Genomic DNA, 16,051 nt, shown 5'->3' on the forward strand with positions numbered 1-16,051 from the left:
CACAACGGCCGCCAGGCCTGCCAATAAGCGTGACTTCAAAAAACTGCTCCTGAACGGGTCGGGTAACTGCTGGACGAATCGTGTTACTTGGTGAGGCGGACGATGGTGGCGCCGTTCTCGTCGACCGGTCCCAAGGAGAAACCGTCGGCCAGGGAGACGTACTTGATGAAGCTTCCGATGAATCCCCGGCAGCTCCCGTCGCAGGCCACTGAAGGCGGAACGGAGGCCGTGGTGTTCTGGAATGAGTTCGGCAACTTGTTATCCCCACTGAAACTCCAGCCTTTGACCTTGAACGCGGCAAACGAGACGAGCCCGTAGATGGCTCCGGCTCCGGTACCGGTGACCCTGTCGAAGACCGGCAGGAAGACAACAACATCGCGGCCGGCCGTAATCTCCGACGCCCAGTGGCTCAGCGTTGCCTGGCACGAGCCGGGGGCGCTGTTGCCGGGATCGCTTCCGCCTTCGGAAACAGCGAGATCGATCAACGCCCCACAGATCCCAGGGTCGCTGGTCAGCCAGCCAAATCCGCCTTCGACGGCGGCACCCGACGGGCCGTACAGGCAGTCCGCGTTTGCGTTGCTGCCGTGGTTCTGCAGCCGTTGGAGGGTGCCGTCGACGCGGCCCTTGACCTGGCAGATCGAGAAGGCGACGGGGAACGCCGTCGGGCCTGACTTTGGGCTGCCCCAGGTGACCGTGGATACGGCCGTTACCTCGGCGGTATTGATGCCGAGCGCGCGCGCGAAGAACAGCGAAACCTGGTTGGGTTCTTTGCCGGCCTCCTGGGCGCCGGCGGTGACTGTGACCGTACGGGCAGTCTTGTCCAAGGCGAGGGACGAGACGTTGCTGATCCCGTCGCCTGCGTTGCTGCTTGCCAGACCTCGGGCCAGCGTCGATGAAGCCGAGCAATCGGCATCGTTCACGTCCTTGGCACACTTCTGAGCGACAGCGATGGCAGCGGCGTCGGATCCGTTGCGCAACTGCGTCCGCTCGGCATAGAGCATTCCTACGTCGACCGCGACGGCCGCGAAGCCCAGCAGCGCCACCATGAGAATGGCCACGAGGACGCTGATACCGCCGCGCTCGCGGTCGTGCGGAGCTTGCGACTCTCTCAACCGCCGCACAGCATCACCCCCCGGCCTTCCATGGCAAAAGGCCCGGCGATCCCGGTCATGGTGGACAGGCTGTAGGTGATCTTGAGAGTCATCTGGGTGCCGGCGGTGCAATTGGTGGGGTTAAGACTGATGCTGGCATCAGTCAGTGCCGGCTGCAGCCCGCTGGCCGCGGCTTTCACTGCGGTGCGGGCAGCGGCGGCGTTGTTGTTGATTGCCATGACCCTGACGCCCTCACGGGCCGCGCTGGAGAGTGTGACCTGGGCGTTGTAGGCCCGGCCGAACTCCGTGATGCCCAGCAGCAGCATCACCAGGACAGGCGCCAGAAGGGCGAACTCCACCGCGACGGCGCCCCGTTCCGTAGTTTTGGACATGGGGTACCGCCTTCCCGGATCGAATGCATGGCGTCTGAACTAGACAGGGTTGGGAAAGGCTGGCGCCTTCCCCAACCCTGGGTGGTCGATCGGATGCTACTTCGAGCAGGACCCGTCAGTAGTTACGCCGCCCGTAGTGGACGCCGCCGTGTACGCGCCGCCCTTGACGCTGCACTGGACTGAGTTGAAGGTCTCTTTCAAAGTCCCGCCGAGCAGCGTGACAGCGACGATGATGACGACGGCGATGAGGCTGACCATGATGCCGTACTCGACGGCGGTGGCGCCGCGCTGGTCGCGGCGAAGGCGGTTTGCGAGATTGGAGAAAAAGGAACGCATGGGTGACTCCTGAGCGAGTTGGGCGGCTGGCCCTGCACCAGCACTGGAAGGAACTTAGCAAGCAGCGACACGCCGACGAATCGAACTTGACTCATCCTGTGCCAAGGCTTGCCAAACTGCACGTTTCCTGTACGTTCCCTGCGCGGAATCTGCGCTCAGCCATGTGTGACTGCGCCAGGTCGCCAGAGGACCCCCTTGGCTCTGGGGTCCAAAGGGGTCCGGTCTGTGGGGTCGGTTTCCCGGGCGGGGGACCGCCCGTTATTTGTTGGCGAAGACGTCGATGATGCTTAGCACCGTTGGTCCGAGGACCACGATGAAAAGCGTAGGAAGGATGAAGAAGATGAGCGGAAACAGCATCTTCACCGGCATCTTCATGGCGTGTTCTTCCGCCCGCTGCCGGCGCTTGACGCGCATGTCCTTCGCCTGCGACTCGAGTACCTTCGCGATGGCAATGCCATAGCTGTCCGCCTGTACTACCGATCGGACGAACGACCGCAGGTCTGGGACGTCAACCCGCTGCGCCATGGCCAGGTAAGCCTCCTTGCGCGAACGCCCCACCTGGATATCCTGCAGGGTCCGGATCAGCTCGTCGGCCAACGGCCCCTTGCCGTTCTGCCCGGCCCTTGACATGGCCGACTCAAAGCCCAGGCCGGCCTGGACGGAGATCAGCATCTGGTCCAGGGCATTGGGGAGTTCGAGCTTGATAGCATCACGTCGCTTCTGCGCGTAGTTCCGGATCAGGATGTCCGGTACGAAGTAGGCCAACGCCGTGATGCCCACCATCAGCAGCACCTTCGGCGTCGTTGGTCCGGATGCGACAACAAAGATGCCCACCATGGCGCCAGCCAAAGCCAGAAGGGGTTTGACCATAATCACCCGGGCCAAAGGCCAGTCCTTTGGACGGCCCGCACCCGCGAGCTGCTTGTCCAGCCATGCTGCATAGCCCTTGGGCATTGCCTTCTTGGTTAGAGCCGCAAGCTGTTCATTTGCCGTTACGGCGGACCCGCCGGAACCGGGGCGCCGCCCCAGATTCGACTGGATATTCCTCAGCCCTGCACGATCTCCTGTGAAGGCGAGCCACGTCATGACCGAGATGGGAAGAATGACCGCCAGGATTGCGGCGTACGCAATGATTTGCATTGTTCTCTCCTTCTCAGAACTTCGGCTTGATGATGCGGCTGAGCCAGAATCCGCCTCCGGCGAGGAACACCAAGGCCGCAGCTAACATCAGGTAGCCCGGTAGCGTGGAGAGGAAGACCTGCTGGTACAGAGGGTTGAACATGGTCAGCATCGTGAACATCACGACGGGCAGTGCCATGAGCACCACCGCCGACATCTTTCCCTCCGCGCTGAGCGCCCTGATCTGGCCCCGGATTTGGTTCCGGTCCCGGATGGTCTCGCCCACGTGGTCGAGCACCTGGGCCAGGTCGCCGCCGACTTCCCGGTGGATTTCAATGGCGCGCGCAATGGCCCCAAAATCCTCGTTGGCAGTCCGGCGAGCCACGTCGTTCAGTGATTCGCCGAGGTCCCGACCGATCCGGGTCTCGTTGACGACGCGGTTCAGTTCCTCCGTCATTGGCGCCTCGTTTTCCTGGGCGGCGGCGTCAACCGACCGCAGGAGGCTGTGCCCGGCGCGCAGGCCGCCGGCGAGCATTTGCAGCGTGTCGGGCACCTGCTCGTCGAACTTCTTCCGGCGCCTGGACACCAACAGACCCAGGAACAGAAGGAGGCCAACCGGAGTGACAACCAGCATCATCACCGCCATGCCCGGACCCCCCAGCAGGAAGCCCAGAACGACGCCGACGAAGATTACGGCCCCGCCGATCAGCAGGTAGTCCCCAGGCTGCTTCTTGAGGCCGGCCGCCTCGAGCTTCTCCCTGCTGAGCAGCCCGGAGCCACTGCGGCGAACACCTTTGTTCAGGGTCTGGACCGCGTTGTCCGTGAGTCTGGTGAGGTTGGAGGACTGCAATTCGACGTCGTCTGGTCGGCGGCGGGAGAGTTCCACCTGCCGGGACTTAAAGACGACGGAGACAGCGATTGCGAGTGCGGCGTAGACCAGCAAAAGGCCGGCGACGAAGGCCAGGGGCGAGAGTTCCGGAAGCATGGCTACCGCCCCCTGACCGGCTGCGCGCCGAACACTGCCGGCGAAATTGGTATCCCGAGCTCGACGAATCGGTCCGTAAATCGGGGTCGTACTCCGGTAGGAACAGGTTTCCCGAGGAAGCGCCCGTTCTCGTCTAGTCCTGCCGAATAGTCGAAGACGAAGGCATCCTGGAGGGTGACGATGTCGCCCTCCATGCCTTGGACTTCGGTGATGTGGGTGACCCGGCGGGTGCCGTCGCGGAGCCGGGAGATGTGCACGATGAGGTTAACCGCCGAGGCGACCTGCTCGCGGATCGCCCTCAGCGGCAGGTCCATGCCGGCCATCAGCACGAGGGTTTCAAGCCTGGCGATGGCGTCGCGGGGCGAGTTTGCGTGCACGGTGGAGATGGAGCCGTCGTGGCCGGTGTTCATGGCCTGCAGCATGTCCAGGCACTCGCCGCCGCGGACCTCGCCGACGACGATCCTGTCCGGCCGCATGCGCAGAGAGTTGCGCACGAGATCGCGGATGGAGACCTCGCCTTTGCCCTCAATGTTCTGCGGCCGGCTCTCCAACCGGACCACATGGTCCTGCTGGAGCTGGAGTTCCACGGCGTCCTCGATGGTGACGATCCGGTCGGCCGCGGGAATGAACGAGGACAGCACGTTCAGGAGGGTTGTCTTTCCCGTGCCGGTTCCGCCCGAAACGATGATGTTCATCCTCGCCAGCACGCAGGCCTGGAGGAGCTCAGCCATCTCCGGGGAGAGGCTGCCCATGCTGATCAGGTTTTGCACCGTCAATGGATCCCGGCCAAACTTTCGGATGGTCAAGGCGGGGCCATTCACCGCGAGGGGCGGAATGATGGCGTTGACGCGGGAGCCGTCGGCGAGACGGGCGTCGACGAGGGGTGAGGACTCGTCGATGCGCCGTCCGATGCGGGACACAATCCGTTCGATGACCCGGCGCAGCGCGTCGTCCGAGGTGAACTTCGTGTCCGTCCGGTGGAGTTGCCCGGCACGCTCGACGTAGATCTGGTCAAAACGGTTGACCATGACCTCCGTGACGGCGGGGTCGTCCAGGAACCGCTGGATCGGTCCGTGTCCCAGGACGTCGTCGGTGATTTCGCGGATGAGGCGTTGCCTCTCCATGGCAGTGAGGGGGATCTGTTCCTCCTCGAGAACCGCCTTCAATTCGTCCTTGACGGACTGATGGAGTTCCGCCTCTTCAACCGACGAGTCGGTGATCCGGCCGCCAAGCCGCTCAAAAAGCGCCTGGCTGGCGCGTTCCTTGAGCGCGTTGAGTGCTTCGCTGGCGACGGACGCCGTTTGCTGGACCTCGACGGCATCGGTCTGAAGTTCGGCCGCCGTCTTGGCTTCCAGGATCCGGCCGAGTGTGGCCGGGGCCGCCGCGGTCGGTGCGACGTCAGATTCTGCCGGAGCACGTTCCGGGACGGGAGCGGGCTGGACCCCTCCACGCATTTGCTGAAACCGGTCTGAGAGGCTCACTGGAATACCGCCCTTCTGTGCAGTTGCTTGTGCGGTCTGGCTTCCCAATCGGGCTTGAAGCGTTCCACGAGCTGGCGAAGGCCTTTGCCGGCGGAGTCCCGGTTGCCGTCCTGGAGCACGGGCACGCCCTTATTGGTAGAGAACGGGAGGCTCTTTGAGCGCGGCAACACCACATCCACAGGAGCCCCAATAGTGGCTTCCACGTCCTTCAAACTCAGTCCGGCGCGACGGTCGGCCATGTTCAGCACGATGTGGCGGCGCTCCGGAACGAGTGCCAGCTCCTCGAGGATTTGGAAGCCCGTCCGCATGCCCCTGATGCTGGGAACGTCCATGCCGCAGATCCAAACAGCGTCTGTGGCCTGTTCAAGGGTGGCAAGGACGTGTTCCCCGAGGCCCGGGGCAGTGTCCACCACGACGTAGCGGAACTCTTGCCGGAGCTGCTCCAGCAGATGGGAGACGTGCGCGGCGGTGATCCGGTCCATCTCTACGGGGGAGCGCGGCGCGCATAAGGCGTAAATGCCGGACGGATGGACCGTCAAGTAGGTCTTGAGGACCATCGAGTCCTGGCTGGCAGCACCCAGCACGGCATCCGTGATGGTGAACTCTGGCTCCAGCAGCAGCCCGCTGGCGACGTCACCGAACTGCAGATCGAGGTCGACAATGACCACGCTCATCGGAGCCGTCTTGCCGAGTCCGACTGCTAGGTTGGTGGCCACCGTTGTCTTGCCAACGCCGCCCTTGGGCGACATCACGGCGATGATTCGTCCGCCGTCGCCGTGGTCCACGTGTTCCGAAGCTTGTGGTGCCAGGCCCCGTCTGCGACCGGCCGCCGCGAGGCTTGCCCGTTCCAGCATGACGCGGATGGTGTCGGGGTCGGCTCCGGGGTCCAAGAGGTCCCGGACGCCGGCACGCATCGCCTGCAGCACAGTGTCGGGGGTGGACGGTGCGGCCAGGATCACGCTGATCTCCGGATACTGAAGGTCTACTATCGACGCGAGTTTCAACGAACCGTCAACGGAGATTCCAGGACCCAGAATCAGGACCTCGGGTGGCTCTCCCACCATTTGGCGGAGGACGTCGCCTGGCCCCTCGGGAAGGTGGTCCTTCTGGAACACCTGCAGAGAGCCGTGCATGCCAGCGACAGCAATGCGGACCAGCCGTTCAAAGTCGCTGTTGGGCGTGATAAGTACGTAGCGGCTCATCGGAACAACCTCGATGAGTCAACGTAGGACGCTCCCTCTTCGAGGGCGTCGCCTGGTTCCTTGGACAGGTAGACCTTGCCGAACTCCGCGGCGAAAACGATCCGCTCCGCGTCGGCCGAATTCCTGGCGATGGTGATGAGGTACGTCTCGTCCGTTTGGGTCTTGGTGGCGGACGTGGACGACACCTGGCTGGTGCCCGACGCGGCGCCGGCGTCTCCAGTCTGGGCCGCCGTTCCGTTGCTGAACTGCGCTGCGGTGACAAGGACCTTGTGGAAGCTCAGCTGCGTCTTGCTCGATTTGGTTCCAGCCTCGCCTTCCGTACCGGTGGCCTGATCGAGTGACAGGAAGATGCCCACCGTGTCACCGGCCGTCACCTTTCCGCCCGCGACGCGTTCGATTGGCAATTTGAGAGTCAGTTCCTGGAGCCCGGCGGGGACCTGGATCCGCGACGGTCCGAGGAAGGACTTCTCTTCGATCATCCGGGTGGACAGCAGCTGTTCGCCAGGTACCAGCGCTACGGCCGCCACCTTCGATCCCAGCTCCGCCAGGTCGGTAACTGTCTGTTCGGCCAGTGCCACCTTGGGTACCGACTTCTTGGTGACAGCTGCCGCGATCTCGTCAACGCTGGCTCCGGCCGGTATGGCCTTTTGGACCACGTAAATAGTTTCCGTTTCGGTTCCGGCCATTGCGCGTTTATCCGCATTTTGCACATAGGAAACTAGCAATACTGTTCCGATAATTGCCACAAGTAGTGCGGCGATGCCCCCCAGCAGGCGTGTTTTCATTTTCCTACCCCTTTGAAATTGCTTATTTGATGAGCCGAATTTCAACAGATCCGAGATCCACTCCGACCCCTCCGGACCCGCCGGCGGAATCAATGGATTCAAATTTCACGAACTGCCCGATAATGCCCCTGCAGCTTCCTGTACAGGCGTTGGCGGGGTCTCCCACCCAGGGCATCGTCGCCCGGAAGACCTCGGGCGATCCGCCGCCGGAGAAGGCCCAGCCGAGGATGTTGAAGGTGGCGTACCCCCGGATGTGGAACCAGCCTCCGTGGCCGGTGCCGCCGGCGTCGTCGTAGACCGGGAAGGTCGCTTCGACGGTGCTGCCAGCTTCAAGCGTGGTCTTCCACGCAGTCACGGTTGCATCGCAGGCACCGGGGTAGTTCGCGCCGGTGTCCGTTGGAACAGTGTCATCGGCGTCGGTCTCGGCCAGGCAAGGACCGCCGGTGTGGTCAAGCCAGCCGAAGCCGGCTGGAATGACATGGCCTGAGGTAGAGGTGCAGGTGCCGCTGCCGGGCTTGTACTTAATCAACTGGATGTCGCCAGTGACTTCTGCCCCGGAGAGGTCGTACTGGCAGTCGGAAATGGCGAGTGGGAAGGCCGTCGCGCCGCCAATCGGTTCGATCACCGCGGTGGCGCGTGCACCCACCGTCACCGGCGGGGCATTCAGTGCACTGGCGAACATCTTGGTGAGGAATCCTGCGCCGCTGGTCCCATTGAGGGTGGACGTCGCTACTGTCACCTGGTTGGGGACGGAAAGGTCCACCGAATCGACGGTCGTGGCGCCGTCGTTGGAATTTCCGCCGGTCATGTCCTGGGCCCAGAGGAAGGCGTTGGCCGAGCATTCGGTCGGTGCACTGTGGCACTGCATGGCGGCTGCCATGGCTCCGGCGTCGGCTGCGTTCTGCAGCTGCGCACGCTCGCCGTAGATTTGGCCGACGTCGACAGCCATGGCTCCGGCGCCGATCAAAACGAGCATGATCACCGAAACCAGGACGCCAGTGGCGCCACGCTGTTTGTCCGCACCTGCCTTTAGCCGCCGCATCGCATTGACCCTTCGCCCTCGAGGACCAGCGTCGTGCCGAGCAGGCCCGTCAGGGCGCCGGCAGTGTATGTGACGGTAACAGCGGCATTGCCGGGCGTGCCGTCGCAGACGCCCGTAAAGTCAAAGTCGAAGGAGGCGGGGTCCAGACCGGGTGCCCCGGCAATGCCGGCGGCCACGGCTGCGGTGTCATCGTGCTCGACGGCCATTGTCCGGGCGGCCTCGCGGGCGGCCTGGGAAACGGAAATCTGAAGGTTGTAGAGGTATGAAAATTCGACGATCCCGCCGACCAGGAGCATAAGAACAGGTGCCACGAGACCAAATTCGACGGCGACGGCCCCCCGTTCGCGCCCTTCATCGCAAGCGCCGGCCCCCGTTGACTTGCTGCGTTTCATTGGATCCCCCCAGGGATAGATGCAGCTGAATGGAAAAAACTGTGCCGCGTCCGCGATGCACGGACGCGGCACAAGTTGTGTTGCTGATGCCAGCGGCCGGTGGATTCCCGGCCGGTGCGAGGTGAAAACCTGCTACGGAGTAGCGGGGGCGCGCCAGGTGTTGATTTCCACGCCCAGATCGTTGAACCAATCGCTGAGTGCTCCGCCGAAGAAGGTGGCACCGCCGATGACCAGGAAGGCGATGAAGGCGACGAGGAGCGAGTATTCCGTCGCGGTTGCGCCCTTTTCGGATGCGAGGTTGTCCTTGACGCCGGCTACAAAAGCGAGCATTGAGACCATGAGACCAGTCATTGTGATAATCCTTTTCCAGAGTTTTGAATGTGAAACGAAATTCCAGCAAATCCCCTTTTGCTAACCCCCTGGAGTTCCGTTGGGACAACACTGGCACGGCGCTCGGACGCGCAGCAATGCGTCCGGATACTCGACTTTTTGGAAGGAAAATCAGGCCATCACCTAGGCCTATTTGCGGGAGTACTCAGTTTGGCTGGGACGCGTGGGGCCAAATACTTGCTTTGATACGCAGGCTTACTACTGAGCGCAGGAGTTGCCCCTGTGGCGTGTGTTACGGGAAGAGCAGGATGACGGCTAGGCCTGCGGCCAGCATGGAGGGGCCATAGGCCACCTCCCGCGGCTTGTTTCCGCGGTTTTTCAGCACCAGGACCACGGAGGCGAGGCCGCCCGCGACGAAGGCAAGTGCCCCGCCGTAGAACAGCTGCTGCCAGCCTAGGTAGCCTAAGTACAGTCCCAGTGGCGCGGCCAGCTTCACATCGCCCATCCCGAGCCCGTTTCGGCTGGTCAGCGCCAGAATCAGGTAAAAAAAGAACAAGATTGCGGACCCCGCGGCTCCGCGAAGCAGGCTGCCGGCGGCTCCCTGGGCCACGGCGGCGGCGGCCAGGAAGGCCAGACCGGCCCCCAGCAGGGGCCCCACCAGCCGGTTCGGCAGCAAATGGTGCTCAATATCGATCCGGGCAAGCGGAATAGCGAAGATGCCGAGTAATAGGTATGCGGGCAATTCGGAGGTGGCACCGAAGCGCCACGCCAGCAGGGCGGAGAGCGCAAAGCCGGCTGCCGCCGTCGTCATCCACTGGCGCCGCGAGGCGTCTCCCGCCAGCTGGGGGAGGGTCCGCCGGACAAAGATGTCTGCCGCGAGCCCCAAGCACATGCCAACCAGCCCCGTCCCGGCGATAAACAGCGGCGTTGCGGAGCCAGCGGCGGCGGTGTTGAGCACGGTTCCTCCAGGGATGCGGCGGGCCGGGGGCGGGCAGGATGCATCCGGACACCCCATTTTGACCCAGTGATGCGTCTTCCGCTATTCTTGGTAGTCGTTGTGCGTGTCCTTCTCGATGATGCGTGCCCGCTTGGGAATCCGGTTGCAGGATGACTACCCAGCGTGCACATTCGAGACCTCAGGACGACTGGTTACATAGAGCCCTCACCTCTGTTCCGGTAGCGCATAGATAGTAGGTGCACCTTCGAGTGACGCCTAAAACAAGAACGCCAGAACAAGAACGAGGCAAACACCGTGCGTACGTACACCCCGAAGCCCGGCGATATCAACCGCCAGTGGCACGTCATTGACGCCACCGACGTTGTCCTTGGTCGTCTTGCCAGCCAGACCGCAATCCTGCTGCGCGGCAAGCACAAGGCCACCTTTGCGTCCCACATGGACATGGGCGACTTCGTCATCATCATCAACGCTGAAAAGGTTGCCCTCACCGGCGCCAAGCTGGAGCAGAAGCGCGCATACCGCCACTCCGGCTACCCGGGCGGCCTGACCTCCGTCAACTACGCGGAACTGCTGGAATCCAACCCGGTCCGCGCCGTGGAGAAGGCCATCAAGGGCATGCTCCCGAAGAACTCCCTCGCTGCACAGCAGCTGGGCAAGCTGAAGGTTTACAAGGGTGCCGAGCACCCCCACGCAGCCCAGCAGCCCAAGACTTTCGAAATCACCCAGGTCGCCCAGTAGTCCTGGCCACCAACCAACTTTTTATCAAGGAGAATCGTGGCTCAGAACGAAGAACTGACCACCGAAGCCGTTGAGGCTGAGGAAAACCTGACCAGCTACACCTCGGAAAGCGGTGCTGCAGAAGCAGCTGCGCCGAAGAAGGAACGCCCGGCGCTGACCGTCGCCGGCGCCGCAGTTGGCCGTCGTAAGGAAGCTGTTGCACGCGTCCGCGTTGTACCTGGCTCCGGCAAGTGGACCATCAACGGCCGCGAACTGGCCAACTACTTCCCGAACAAGCTGCACCAGCAGGACGTCAACGAGCCCTTCAAGATCCTCGATCTCGAAGGTGCCTACGACGTTATCGCCCGCATCCACGGTGGTGGCATCTCCGGCCAGGCCGGTGCCCTGCGCCTCGGCATCGCCCGTTCGCTGAACGAGATCGACGTCGACAACAACCGCGCCACCCTGAAGAAGGCCGGTTACCTGCGTCGTGACGCCCGCGTCATCGAGCGCAAGAAGGCCGGTCTCAAGAAGGCCCGCAAGGCCCAGCAGTACTCCAAGCGCTAAAAAGCGCCTGCCCAGCAGGTGGCCGCTGGCGCGACCGCCTGCTGGGACCCGCGGCGCTTTTCAGCGCTCGGGTCCCCAAGCGCTGATTACGCTTCCAGGCGCCCTTGGCGCTTGCACGAAAGCCCGTTCCGCCCTTTGTGGCGGGGCGGGCTTTCGCCGTTAAACCCTCTTGCCGGGCCCGCCCGGGGCCGCCGGGGGCGGAGGCGACCGCCTCATCGTCTAAACTTGACCCGATGTCTAGATTATTTGGAACAGATGGTGTCCGGGGCTTGGCGAACGGCCTGCTGACGGCCGAGTTGGCGTTGCAGCTGGCCCAGGCCGCCGCCGTCGTACTTGGCCATGACCGCAATACCAACGGAACGCGGCCGCGCGCCGTCGTTGCCCGGGACCCCCGCGCCAGCGGTGAGTTCCTCGCGGCCGCGGTGGAAGCAGGGTTGTCCAGCTCCGGGATCGACGTCTACGACGCCGGGGTCCTCCCGACGCCGGCCGCCGCCTACCTGGTAGCCGACCTGGACGCGGACTTCGGCGTGATGATCTCCGCCTCCCACAACCCCGCGCCAGACAACGGCATCAAGTTCTTCGCACGCGGCGGCCAGAAGCTCCCGGACGACGTCGAGGACGCCATCGAGGCGCAGCTGGGCCAGGAGCCCGTGCGGCCGGTGGGCGGCGAGGTGGGCCGGATCCAGCGCTTCTCCGACGCCGAGGACCGGTACATCGTGCACCTGCTGGGCACTCTCCCGCACCGCCTGGACGGGCTCAAAGTGGTCCTGGACTGCGCCCACGGCGCAGCGAGCGGCTGTTCCCCCCAAGTGTTCAAGGACGCCGGCGCCGACGTGATTGTCATCGGGGCCGAACCGGACGGGCTCAACATCAACGACGGCGTCGGGTCCACCCACCTGGGTCCGCTGAAGCAGGCCGTCCTGGCGCACGGCGCGGACCTCGGCATTGCGCACGACGGCGACGCGGACCGCTGCCTCGCAGTGGACCACGAGGGCACCGAAGTGGACGGCGACGAGATCATGGCCATCCTCGCCGTGGCCCTGAAAGCCTCCGGCAAGCTCAAGGAGGACGTTCTGGTCGCCACGGTGATGAGCAACCTCGGGCTCAAGATCGCCCTGCGTGAGGCCGGCATCAGCCTGCGCGAGACCGGCGTCGGTGACCGCTACGTCCTTGAAGGGATGCGCGAGGGCGGCTACAACCTCGGCGGCGAGCAGTCCGGCCATGTCATCTTCGCCGACCATGCCACCACCGGCGACGGCGTCCTCACCGGCCTGCAGATCGCCGCGCAGGTGGCTCTCACCGGCCGCCCGCTGAAGGACCTGGCCGCGGTGATGACCAAACTTCCGCAGGTGCTGATCAACGTCAAGGGTGTGGACCGCACCCGGGTCAAGGGCGATGCGGCCGTGGCGGACGCCGTCGCCCGCGCTGAGGCCGAACTGGGCGATACCGGCCGCGTGCTGCTGCGCCCCTCTGGCACAGAGCCCGTGGTGCGCGTCATGGTGGAGGCCGCGTCGCAGGAGACCGCCCAGGACGTCGCGGAACGCCTGGCGCAGGTGGTCCGGACCGAACTGGCGCTGGAGCTCGTGGCCGACTGAGCAGTTCCCGGCAGCTGACTCAGCAATGGCGCGTCCCGCGGGACGCGCCATTGCTGTTTTCTTTCTAGAGCGTCCGGTCCGTGCGCAGGGCGTCGCGGATTTCGGTCAGCAAGGCGATCTGCGGATCCTCGGCCGCCTCGTCCTTGACGTCCTGGTTGATGCCCAGGCGGCGGTTGCGGCGTTCGATCATGTGGTTCATGGGCACCACCACCACGAAGTAAATCGAGGCGGCGATCAGGAGGAAGTTCACGATCGCGGTCAGCAGCACTCCGAACTTGATGTCGTTTCCGTTGAACGTCACCACGGCAAAGCTGTCGAAGTTGGGCGATCCCACCAGGCCTGCGATAAACGGCATCAGGACGCTCTGGACAAGTGCCGTTACCACGGCGCCAAAAGCGGCGCCGATGACGACTGCGACGGCAAGGTCCACGACATTGCCCTTGAGGATGAAGTTCTTGAATCCGGTCAGCATGGACCCCACGGTAATGCAGCGTTCTGAACACGGCGTGACCGCCAGGCAATATCGCAGGGTGTGGCGTGACGTCGCCGCCGGGGTTCTAGCGCAAGAACAACAATGCCAGGAGCGACGGGCCGCAGCTCGACGTCCGTGCCGTCTTTCCGAACCAAAAAGACCACGCGCTGACCGTGACCTCGTTTTGCGTTGCGTCCGCGGACAGGCGGTTCTGCCAGAATCTTGCGCACATGCAGCCAGTGAAATGCTGCGACTACGAACGGTTGGGTGGGGCCGCCAACCAGCAGTGCCCCTTCTTTGTCGTAACAAACCGTGAACAGCCGCGGCAGGGCCGCCGTTGCCGAGCGGTCAAACAGGCCGGGGCGAAGAACACCCAAGGCGTGCAGGAACTCGTCGTCCCGCCGTCCCTGGAGCACGGTGTACATGTTTAGCTCGCGAGCCACCATGAAGAACCCGCTGACGCGAAGGTCCAGCCAGGAGGAGATGCCCATGGCGATCAGGAATCCGCCCAAGGCCTCGGCAAGGAAAAATGCCGCCAGTGCTTTCCATGCGTTTGGTTCCGGTCGTACTAGTAGTTCCGAGACCGTCGGCGCCGCCATCCAAGAGGAAATGGCGACCACAGCCAGCGGGCACGCAACCCAGATGATCGCCTTCAAACGCCGGAAGGCGTTGGATTCCCTTCGGGAGATGTGTTGCTCGAAAGCATCTCCGGCCGTGGCGGGATTGCGTGCAGACGGAGGGACGGTGACTTCGAAACTTCCTACCGCGCCGTCGTCGACGTCTGGGAACTCAGGCCGTCGCCGCTGGCGGCGGCCCGGGGTGCCCGTGCCGGTGCCCGAGCTTTCAGGACCGGTGGCCGCCAAGTTGCCGGCCACCGCGTCCACATCCACCTTGGCGAGCTCCGCCCGCACCTCGTCCGGGTCCAGCTTGGCCGGGGAAATCGAGTACCTGGCCAGCCGTCCGTTGGCGGCTAGGGCAGCGACCTTCGCGGGGGAGGGGCGGGTCTGCAAAATCCAGCGGGCGAAAGCAGCCGTCATGGAGTGGCAGTCGTCCTTGGCATCGGCGTAGGCGTCCACACCGGCATACCCCATCTGGGCAGTGATGTGGGCGGACGTCTGGCGGTGCTGCAAAACTGCTAGGGACACTGACGTGTGCAGGAGCGACACGATGCCCACGGCGCCGTACCGGGCGACGCCGTGTTCCGCCAGGCTCTCTTCCGGGCCGAGGCCCATGATGTCTTTGAGTCCGTCAAGGCACCGGTCATACATGCTGCTGCCATGAGCCAGCCGGATGTCCCGCAACACCAGCAGGTCCAGCATCGCGGCGTCGACGGCGGGGGTGGCACGCGGAGGGCTGTACGGGCGACGGGTCTGAGCGCACACGCGGACCAGGAACCGGGCCACGCCCGGTTCACCGGCCTGCCCGTTGCCCGGCATTCCGCCGGTTGCGAGGCTGTCCGGCCGGGCGAGGTCCTCCTCCAAGGCCCGGAGGGTGCGGAGCCTGAGCTGCGGCAGGAAGGCTAGCGCAGCGTCGAGCTCCGCCGGCAGCTCACCGTTTGTGCCGCTTTTGACCAGCCGTTCGTCGGCATGAGCCCGTGCGGCTATCCGCTGCACGATGTCGCTGATTTCGTCGCGCACGTTGGCGCCCCCAGTGTCCCCCATGCGGACAATGTACAGCGTCAGAGGTAACCCGGTGCCGCTTCCAACCCGAAGTATTCCTCGAGGGTCGCAATGCCCCGGGCGTTCATCTCGCCCGCAGCGTCAACGCCTACGTAGCGCAGGTGCCAGGGCTCGTAGTAGTACCCGGTGATGTCGTGGAACATGTACGGATAGCGCACCACAAAACCGAACAGGTGCGCGTTCGCCTTGACCCAGACCGCCGCCGGCTGGTTCGCGAAGGCCGGGGTGAAGCTGTCCCTGCCGCTGCCGTCACCGATGTCGAAGGACCAGCCGGTCTGGTGTTCCGAGTATCCGGGCCGCGCCGAGGCAGTGTCCGCCGCGGCCTGCCCCTCGGCATTAACCCACCTGTTGTAGGTGGCGATCTGGGTGTTGAAGGAGCGGTAACCGCTGGCGAGAGTGATGACGACGCCGGCGGCCGCAGCTGCCGCGAACATCTTCTCCGCGGCGGCGGTCGTGGTGCTGTTCAGCAGCGCCGCCTCACCGGAGGTGGCCAGGCGCACGCGGGGTGCCACCAGGTCCGCCGGCACGTACCCTGCGGGCGCCAGGGGGCGGTGCTTGTTCACCACCACCCACGGGCTGGCCGGGTCCGTCAGCGAGTGCCGGGGCGGGGCAGCGGCGGGTGCCGGGGGAGCGGTGGTGGGCGTCTCAGTCGCGGCAGGGCATGCCGACGCGGGGTCAGCGGACTGCGAGGCCGGAGAAGCGGGGGAGGGATCAGCGGTGACAGAGGCCGTCGCGGACGGCGTCGCCGCAGCGGCTGACGGCGTCGGCCGGGCAACGCCGGGGGAGCAGGCGCTCAGAGCCGCAAGGCCGGACCCCGCCAGCAGCAGACGGCTGAACGCCCGGCGGCCGGGCATGCGTCCGCCGGGTTCCGGTGCGGCCGGAAGCTCCGCGGACCTTTCGTGGCACAC

18 protein-coding genes are annotated in these 16,051 nt (G+C 64.5%); 3 read left to right on the forward strand and 15 right to left on the reverse strand.

The genetic code is table 11. From position 1 onward, the window contains the following. Positions 1-83 precede the first annotated feature (83 nt). From AR539_RS11715 to AR539_RS11770, 12 genes are all read right to left on the reverse strand, one after another. Positions 84-1,121: a Tad domain-containing protein gene (locus AR539_RS11715; protein WP_066436928.1), complete on the reverse strand. Its 1,038-nt coding sequence runs from the start codon at positions 1,119-1,121 to the stop codon at positions 84-86. Next, on the reverse strand, positions 1,109-1,483 hold the full coding sequence (locus tag AR539_RS11720) for a TadE family protein (RefSeq protein WP_066436931.1): 375 nt from the start codon (positions 1,481-1,483) through the stop codon (positions 1,109-1,111). The genes AR539_RS11715 and AR539_RS11720 overlap by 13 nt, the downstream gene beginning before the upstream one ends. A 96-nt stretch (positions 1,484-1,579) precedes the next feature. Then, positions 1,580-1,819: a Flp family type IVb pilin gene (locus tag AR539_RS11725; protein ID WP_066436935.1), complete on the reverse strand. Its 240-nt coding sequence runs from the start codon at positions 1,817-1,819 to the stop codon at positions 1,580-1,582. A gap of 258 nt (positions 1,820-2,077) precedes the next feature. Beyond that, entirely contained in the window at positions 2,078-2,959 is an 882-nt protein-coding gene (locus AR539_RS11730) for a type II secretion system F family protein (RefSeq protein ID WP_066436938.1), read from the reverse strand. 13 nt (positions 2,960-2,972) lie between these two features. Beyond that, positions 2,973-3,923, reverse strand: a complete 951-nt coding sequence (locus AR539_RS11735) for a type II secretion system F family protein (RefSeq protein ID WP_066436940.1) — start codon at positions 3,921-3,923, stop codon at positions 2,973-2,975. A gap of 2 nt (positions 3,924-3,925) precedes the next feature. Next, positions 3,926-5,404: a CpaF family protein gene (locus AR539_RS11740; RefSeq protein WP_066436942.1), complete on the reverse strand. Its 1,479-nt coding sequence runs from the start codon at positions 5,402-5,404 to the stop codon at positions 3,926-3,928. Continuing rightward, complete coding sequence (locus tag AR539_RS11745; RefSeq protein WP_066436944.1) at positions 5,401-6,606, reverse strand: AAA family ATPase; 1,206 nt, start codon at positions 6,604-6,606, stop codon at positions 5,401-5,403. The genes AR539_RS11740 and AR539_RS11745 overlap by 4 nt, the downstream gene beginning before the upstream one ends. Continuing rightward, positions 6,603-7,292: an RcpC/CpaB family pilus assembly protein gene (locus AR539_RS11750; protein WP_231728594.1), complete on the reverse strand. Its 690-nt coding sequence runs from the start codon at positions 7,290-7,292 to the stop codon at positions 6,603-6,605. Before AR539_RS11750 ends, AR539_RS11745 begins: the two co-directional genes overlap by 4 nt. A gap of 121 nt (positions 7,293-7,413) precedes the next feature. Further along, positions 7,414-8,433, reverse strand: coding sequence for a pilus assembly protein TadG-related protein (locus AR539_RS11755; protein WP_066436949.1), 1,020 nt, complete (start codon positions 8,431-8,433; stop codon positions 7,414-7,416). After that, positions 8,421-8,825 carry a TadE/TadG family type IV pilus assembly protein gene (locus AR539_RS11760; RefSeq protein WP_066436951.1) on the reverse strand — a complete coding sequence of 135 codons (405 nt, stop codon included), beginning with the start codon at positions 8,823-8,825 and terminating at the stop codon, positions 8,421-8,423. The genes AR539_RS11755 and AR539_RS11760 overlap by 13 nt, the downstream gene beginning before the upstream one ends. Before the next feature lie 132 nt (positions 8,826-8,957). After that, positions 8,958-9,176 carry a Flp family type IVb pilin gene (locus AR539_RS11765; RefSeq protein WP_066436953.1) on the reverse strand — a complete coding sequence of 73 codons (219 nt, stop codon included), beginning with the start codon at positions 9,174-9,176 and terminating at the stop codon, positions 8,958-8,960. Positions 9,177-9,447: 271 nt separating this feature from the next. After that, complete coding sequence (locus tag AR539_RS11770) at positions 9,448-10,113, reverse strand: prepilin peptidase (RefSeq protein ID WP_231728597.1); 666 nt, start codon at positions 10,111-10,113, stop codon at positions 9,448-9,450. Positions 10,114-10,407: 294 nt separating this feature from the next. Here AR539_RS11770 and rplM point away from each other — a divergent pair, with 294 nt between their 5' ends. From rplM to glmM, 3 genes are all read left to right on the forward strand, one after another. Further along, the gene (rplM, locus tag AR539_RS11775; RefSeq protein ID WP_056425332.1) at positions 10,408-10,851 is read left to right on the forward strand and encodes a 50S ribosomal protein L13; all 444 of its coding nucleotides are present in this window, start codon (positions 10,408-10,410) and stop codon (positions 10,849-10,851) included. Positions 10,852-10,887: 36 nt separating this feature from the next. Beyond that, complete coding sequence (gene rpsI, locus AR539_RS11780) at positions 10,888-11,397, forward strand: 30S ribosomal protein S9 (RefSeq protein ID WP_056425334.1); 510 nt, start codon at positions 10,888-10,890, stop codon at positions 11,395-11,397. Between the two features lie 233 nt (positions 11,398-11,630). After that, a complete protein-coding gene (gene glmM / locus AR539_RS11785) occupies positions 11,631-12,992 on the forward strand; it encodes a phosphoglucosamine mutase (RefSeq protein ID WP_066436956.1) in 1,362 nt (453 codons plus the stop codon). A 64-nt stretch (positions 12,993-13,056) separates the two neighbouring features. On the opposite strand, the gene mscL is transcribed toward glmM, so the two are convergent. The 3 genes from mscL to AR539_RS11800 are packed head-to-tail and all read right to left on the reverse strand — an operon-like array spanning position 13,057 to position 16,051. Then, the gene (mscL, locus tag AR539_RS11790; protein ID WP_066439916.1) at positions 13,057-13,464 is read right to left on the reverse strand and encodes a large conductance mechanosensitive channel protein MscL; all 408 of its coding nucleotides are present in this window, start codon (positions 13,462-13,464) and stop codon (positions 13,057-13,059) included. Beyond that, entirely contained in the window at positions 13,458-15,125 is a 1,668-nt protein-coding gene (locus AR539_RS11795; RefSeq protein WP_066436957.1) for a hypothetical protein, read from the reverse strand. The genes mscL and AR539_RS11795 overlap by 7 nt, the downstream gene beginning before the upstream one ends. A gap of 17 nt (positions 15,126-15,142) precedes the next feature. Then, a complete protein-coding gene (locus AR539_RS11800; protein WP_442854406.1) occupies positions 15,143-16,051 on the reverse strand; it encodes a M15 family metallopeptidase in 909 nt (302 codons plus the stop codon).

Source organism: Arthrobacter sp. EPSL27 (assembly GCF_001512305.1).
Lineage (GTDB): Bacteria > Actinomycetota > Actinomycetes > Actinomycetales > Micrococcaceae > Arthrobacter.

Bases quoted from the DNA above. Each gene is read 5' to 3' on its own strand.
- AR539_RS11720 (WP_066436931.1), bottom strand. From the start codon at position 1,483: ATGTCCAAAACTACGGAACGGGGCGCCGTCGCGGTGGAGTTCGCCCTT.
- AR539_RS11725 (WP_066436935.1), bottom strand. From the start codon at position 1,819: ATGCGTTCCTTTTTCTCCAATCTCGCAAACCGCCTTCGCCGCGACCAG.
- AR539_RS11730 (WP_066436938.1), bottom strand. From the start codon at position 2,959: ATGCAAATCATTGCGTACGCCGCAATCCTGGCGGTCATTCTTCCCATC.
- AR539_RS11735 (WP_066436940.1), bottom strand. From the start codon at position 3,923: ATGCTTCCGGAACTCTCGCCCCTGGCCTTCGTCGCCGGCCTTTTGCTG.
- AR539_RS11745 (WP_066436944.1), bottom strand. From the start codon at position 6,606: ATGAGCCGCTACGTACTTATCACGCCCAACAGCGACTTTGAACGGCTG.
- AR539_RS11750 (WP_231728594.1), bottom strand. From the start codon at position 7,292: ATGGCCGGAACCGAAACGGAAACTATTTACGTGGTCCAAAAGGCCATA.
- AR539_RS11755 (WP_066436949.1), bottom strand. From the start codon at position 8,433: ATGCGGCGGCTAAAGGCAGGTGCGGACAAACAGCGTGGCGCCACTGGC.
- AR539_RS11760 (WP_066436951.1), bottom strand. From the start codon at position 8,825: ATGAAACGCAGCAAGTCAACGGGGGCCGGCGCTTGCGATGAAGGGCGC.
- AR539_RS11765 (WP_066436953.1), bottom strand. From the start codon at position 9,176: ATGACTGGTCTCATGGTCTCAATGCTCGCTTTTGTAGCCGGCGTCAAG.
- glmM (WP_066436956.1), top strand. From the start codon at position 11,631: ATGTCTAGATTATTTGGAACAGATGGTGTCCGGGGCTTGGCGAACGGC.
- mscL (WP_066439916.1), bottom strand. From the start codon at position 13,464: ATGCTGACCGGATTCAAGAACTTCATCCTCAAGGGCAATGTCGTGGAC.
- AR539_RS11795 (WP_066436957.1), bottom strand. From the start codon at position 15,125: ATGGGGGACACTGGGGGCGCCAACGTGCGCGACGAAATCAGCGACATC.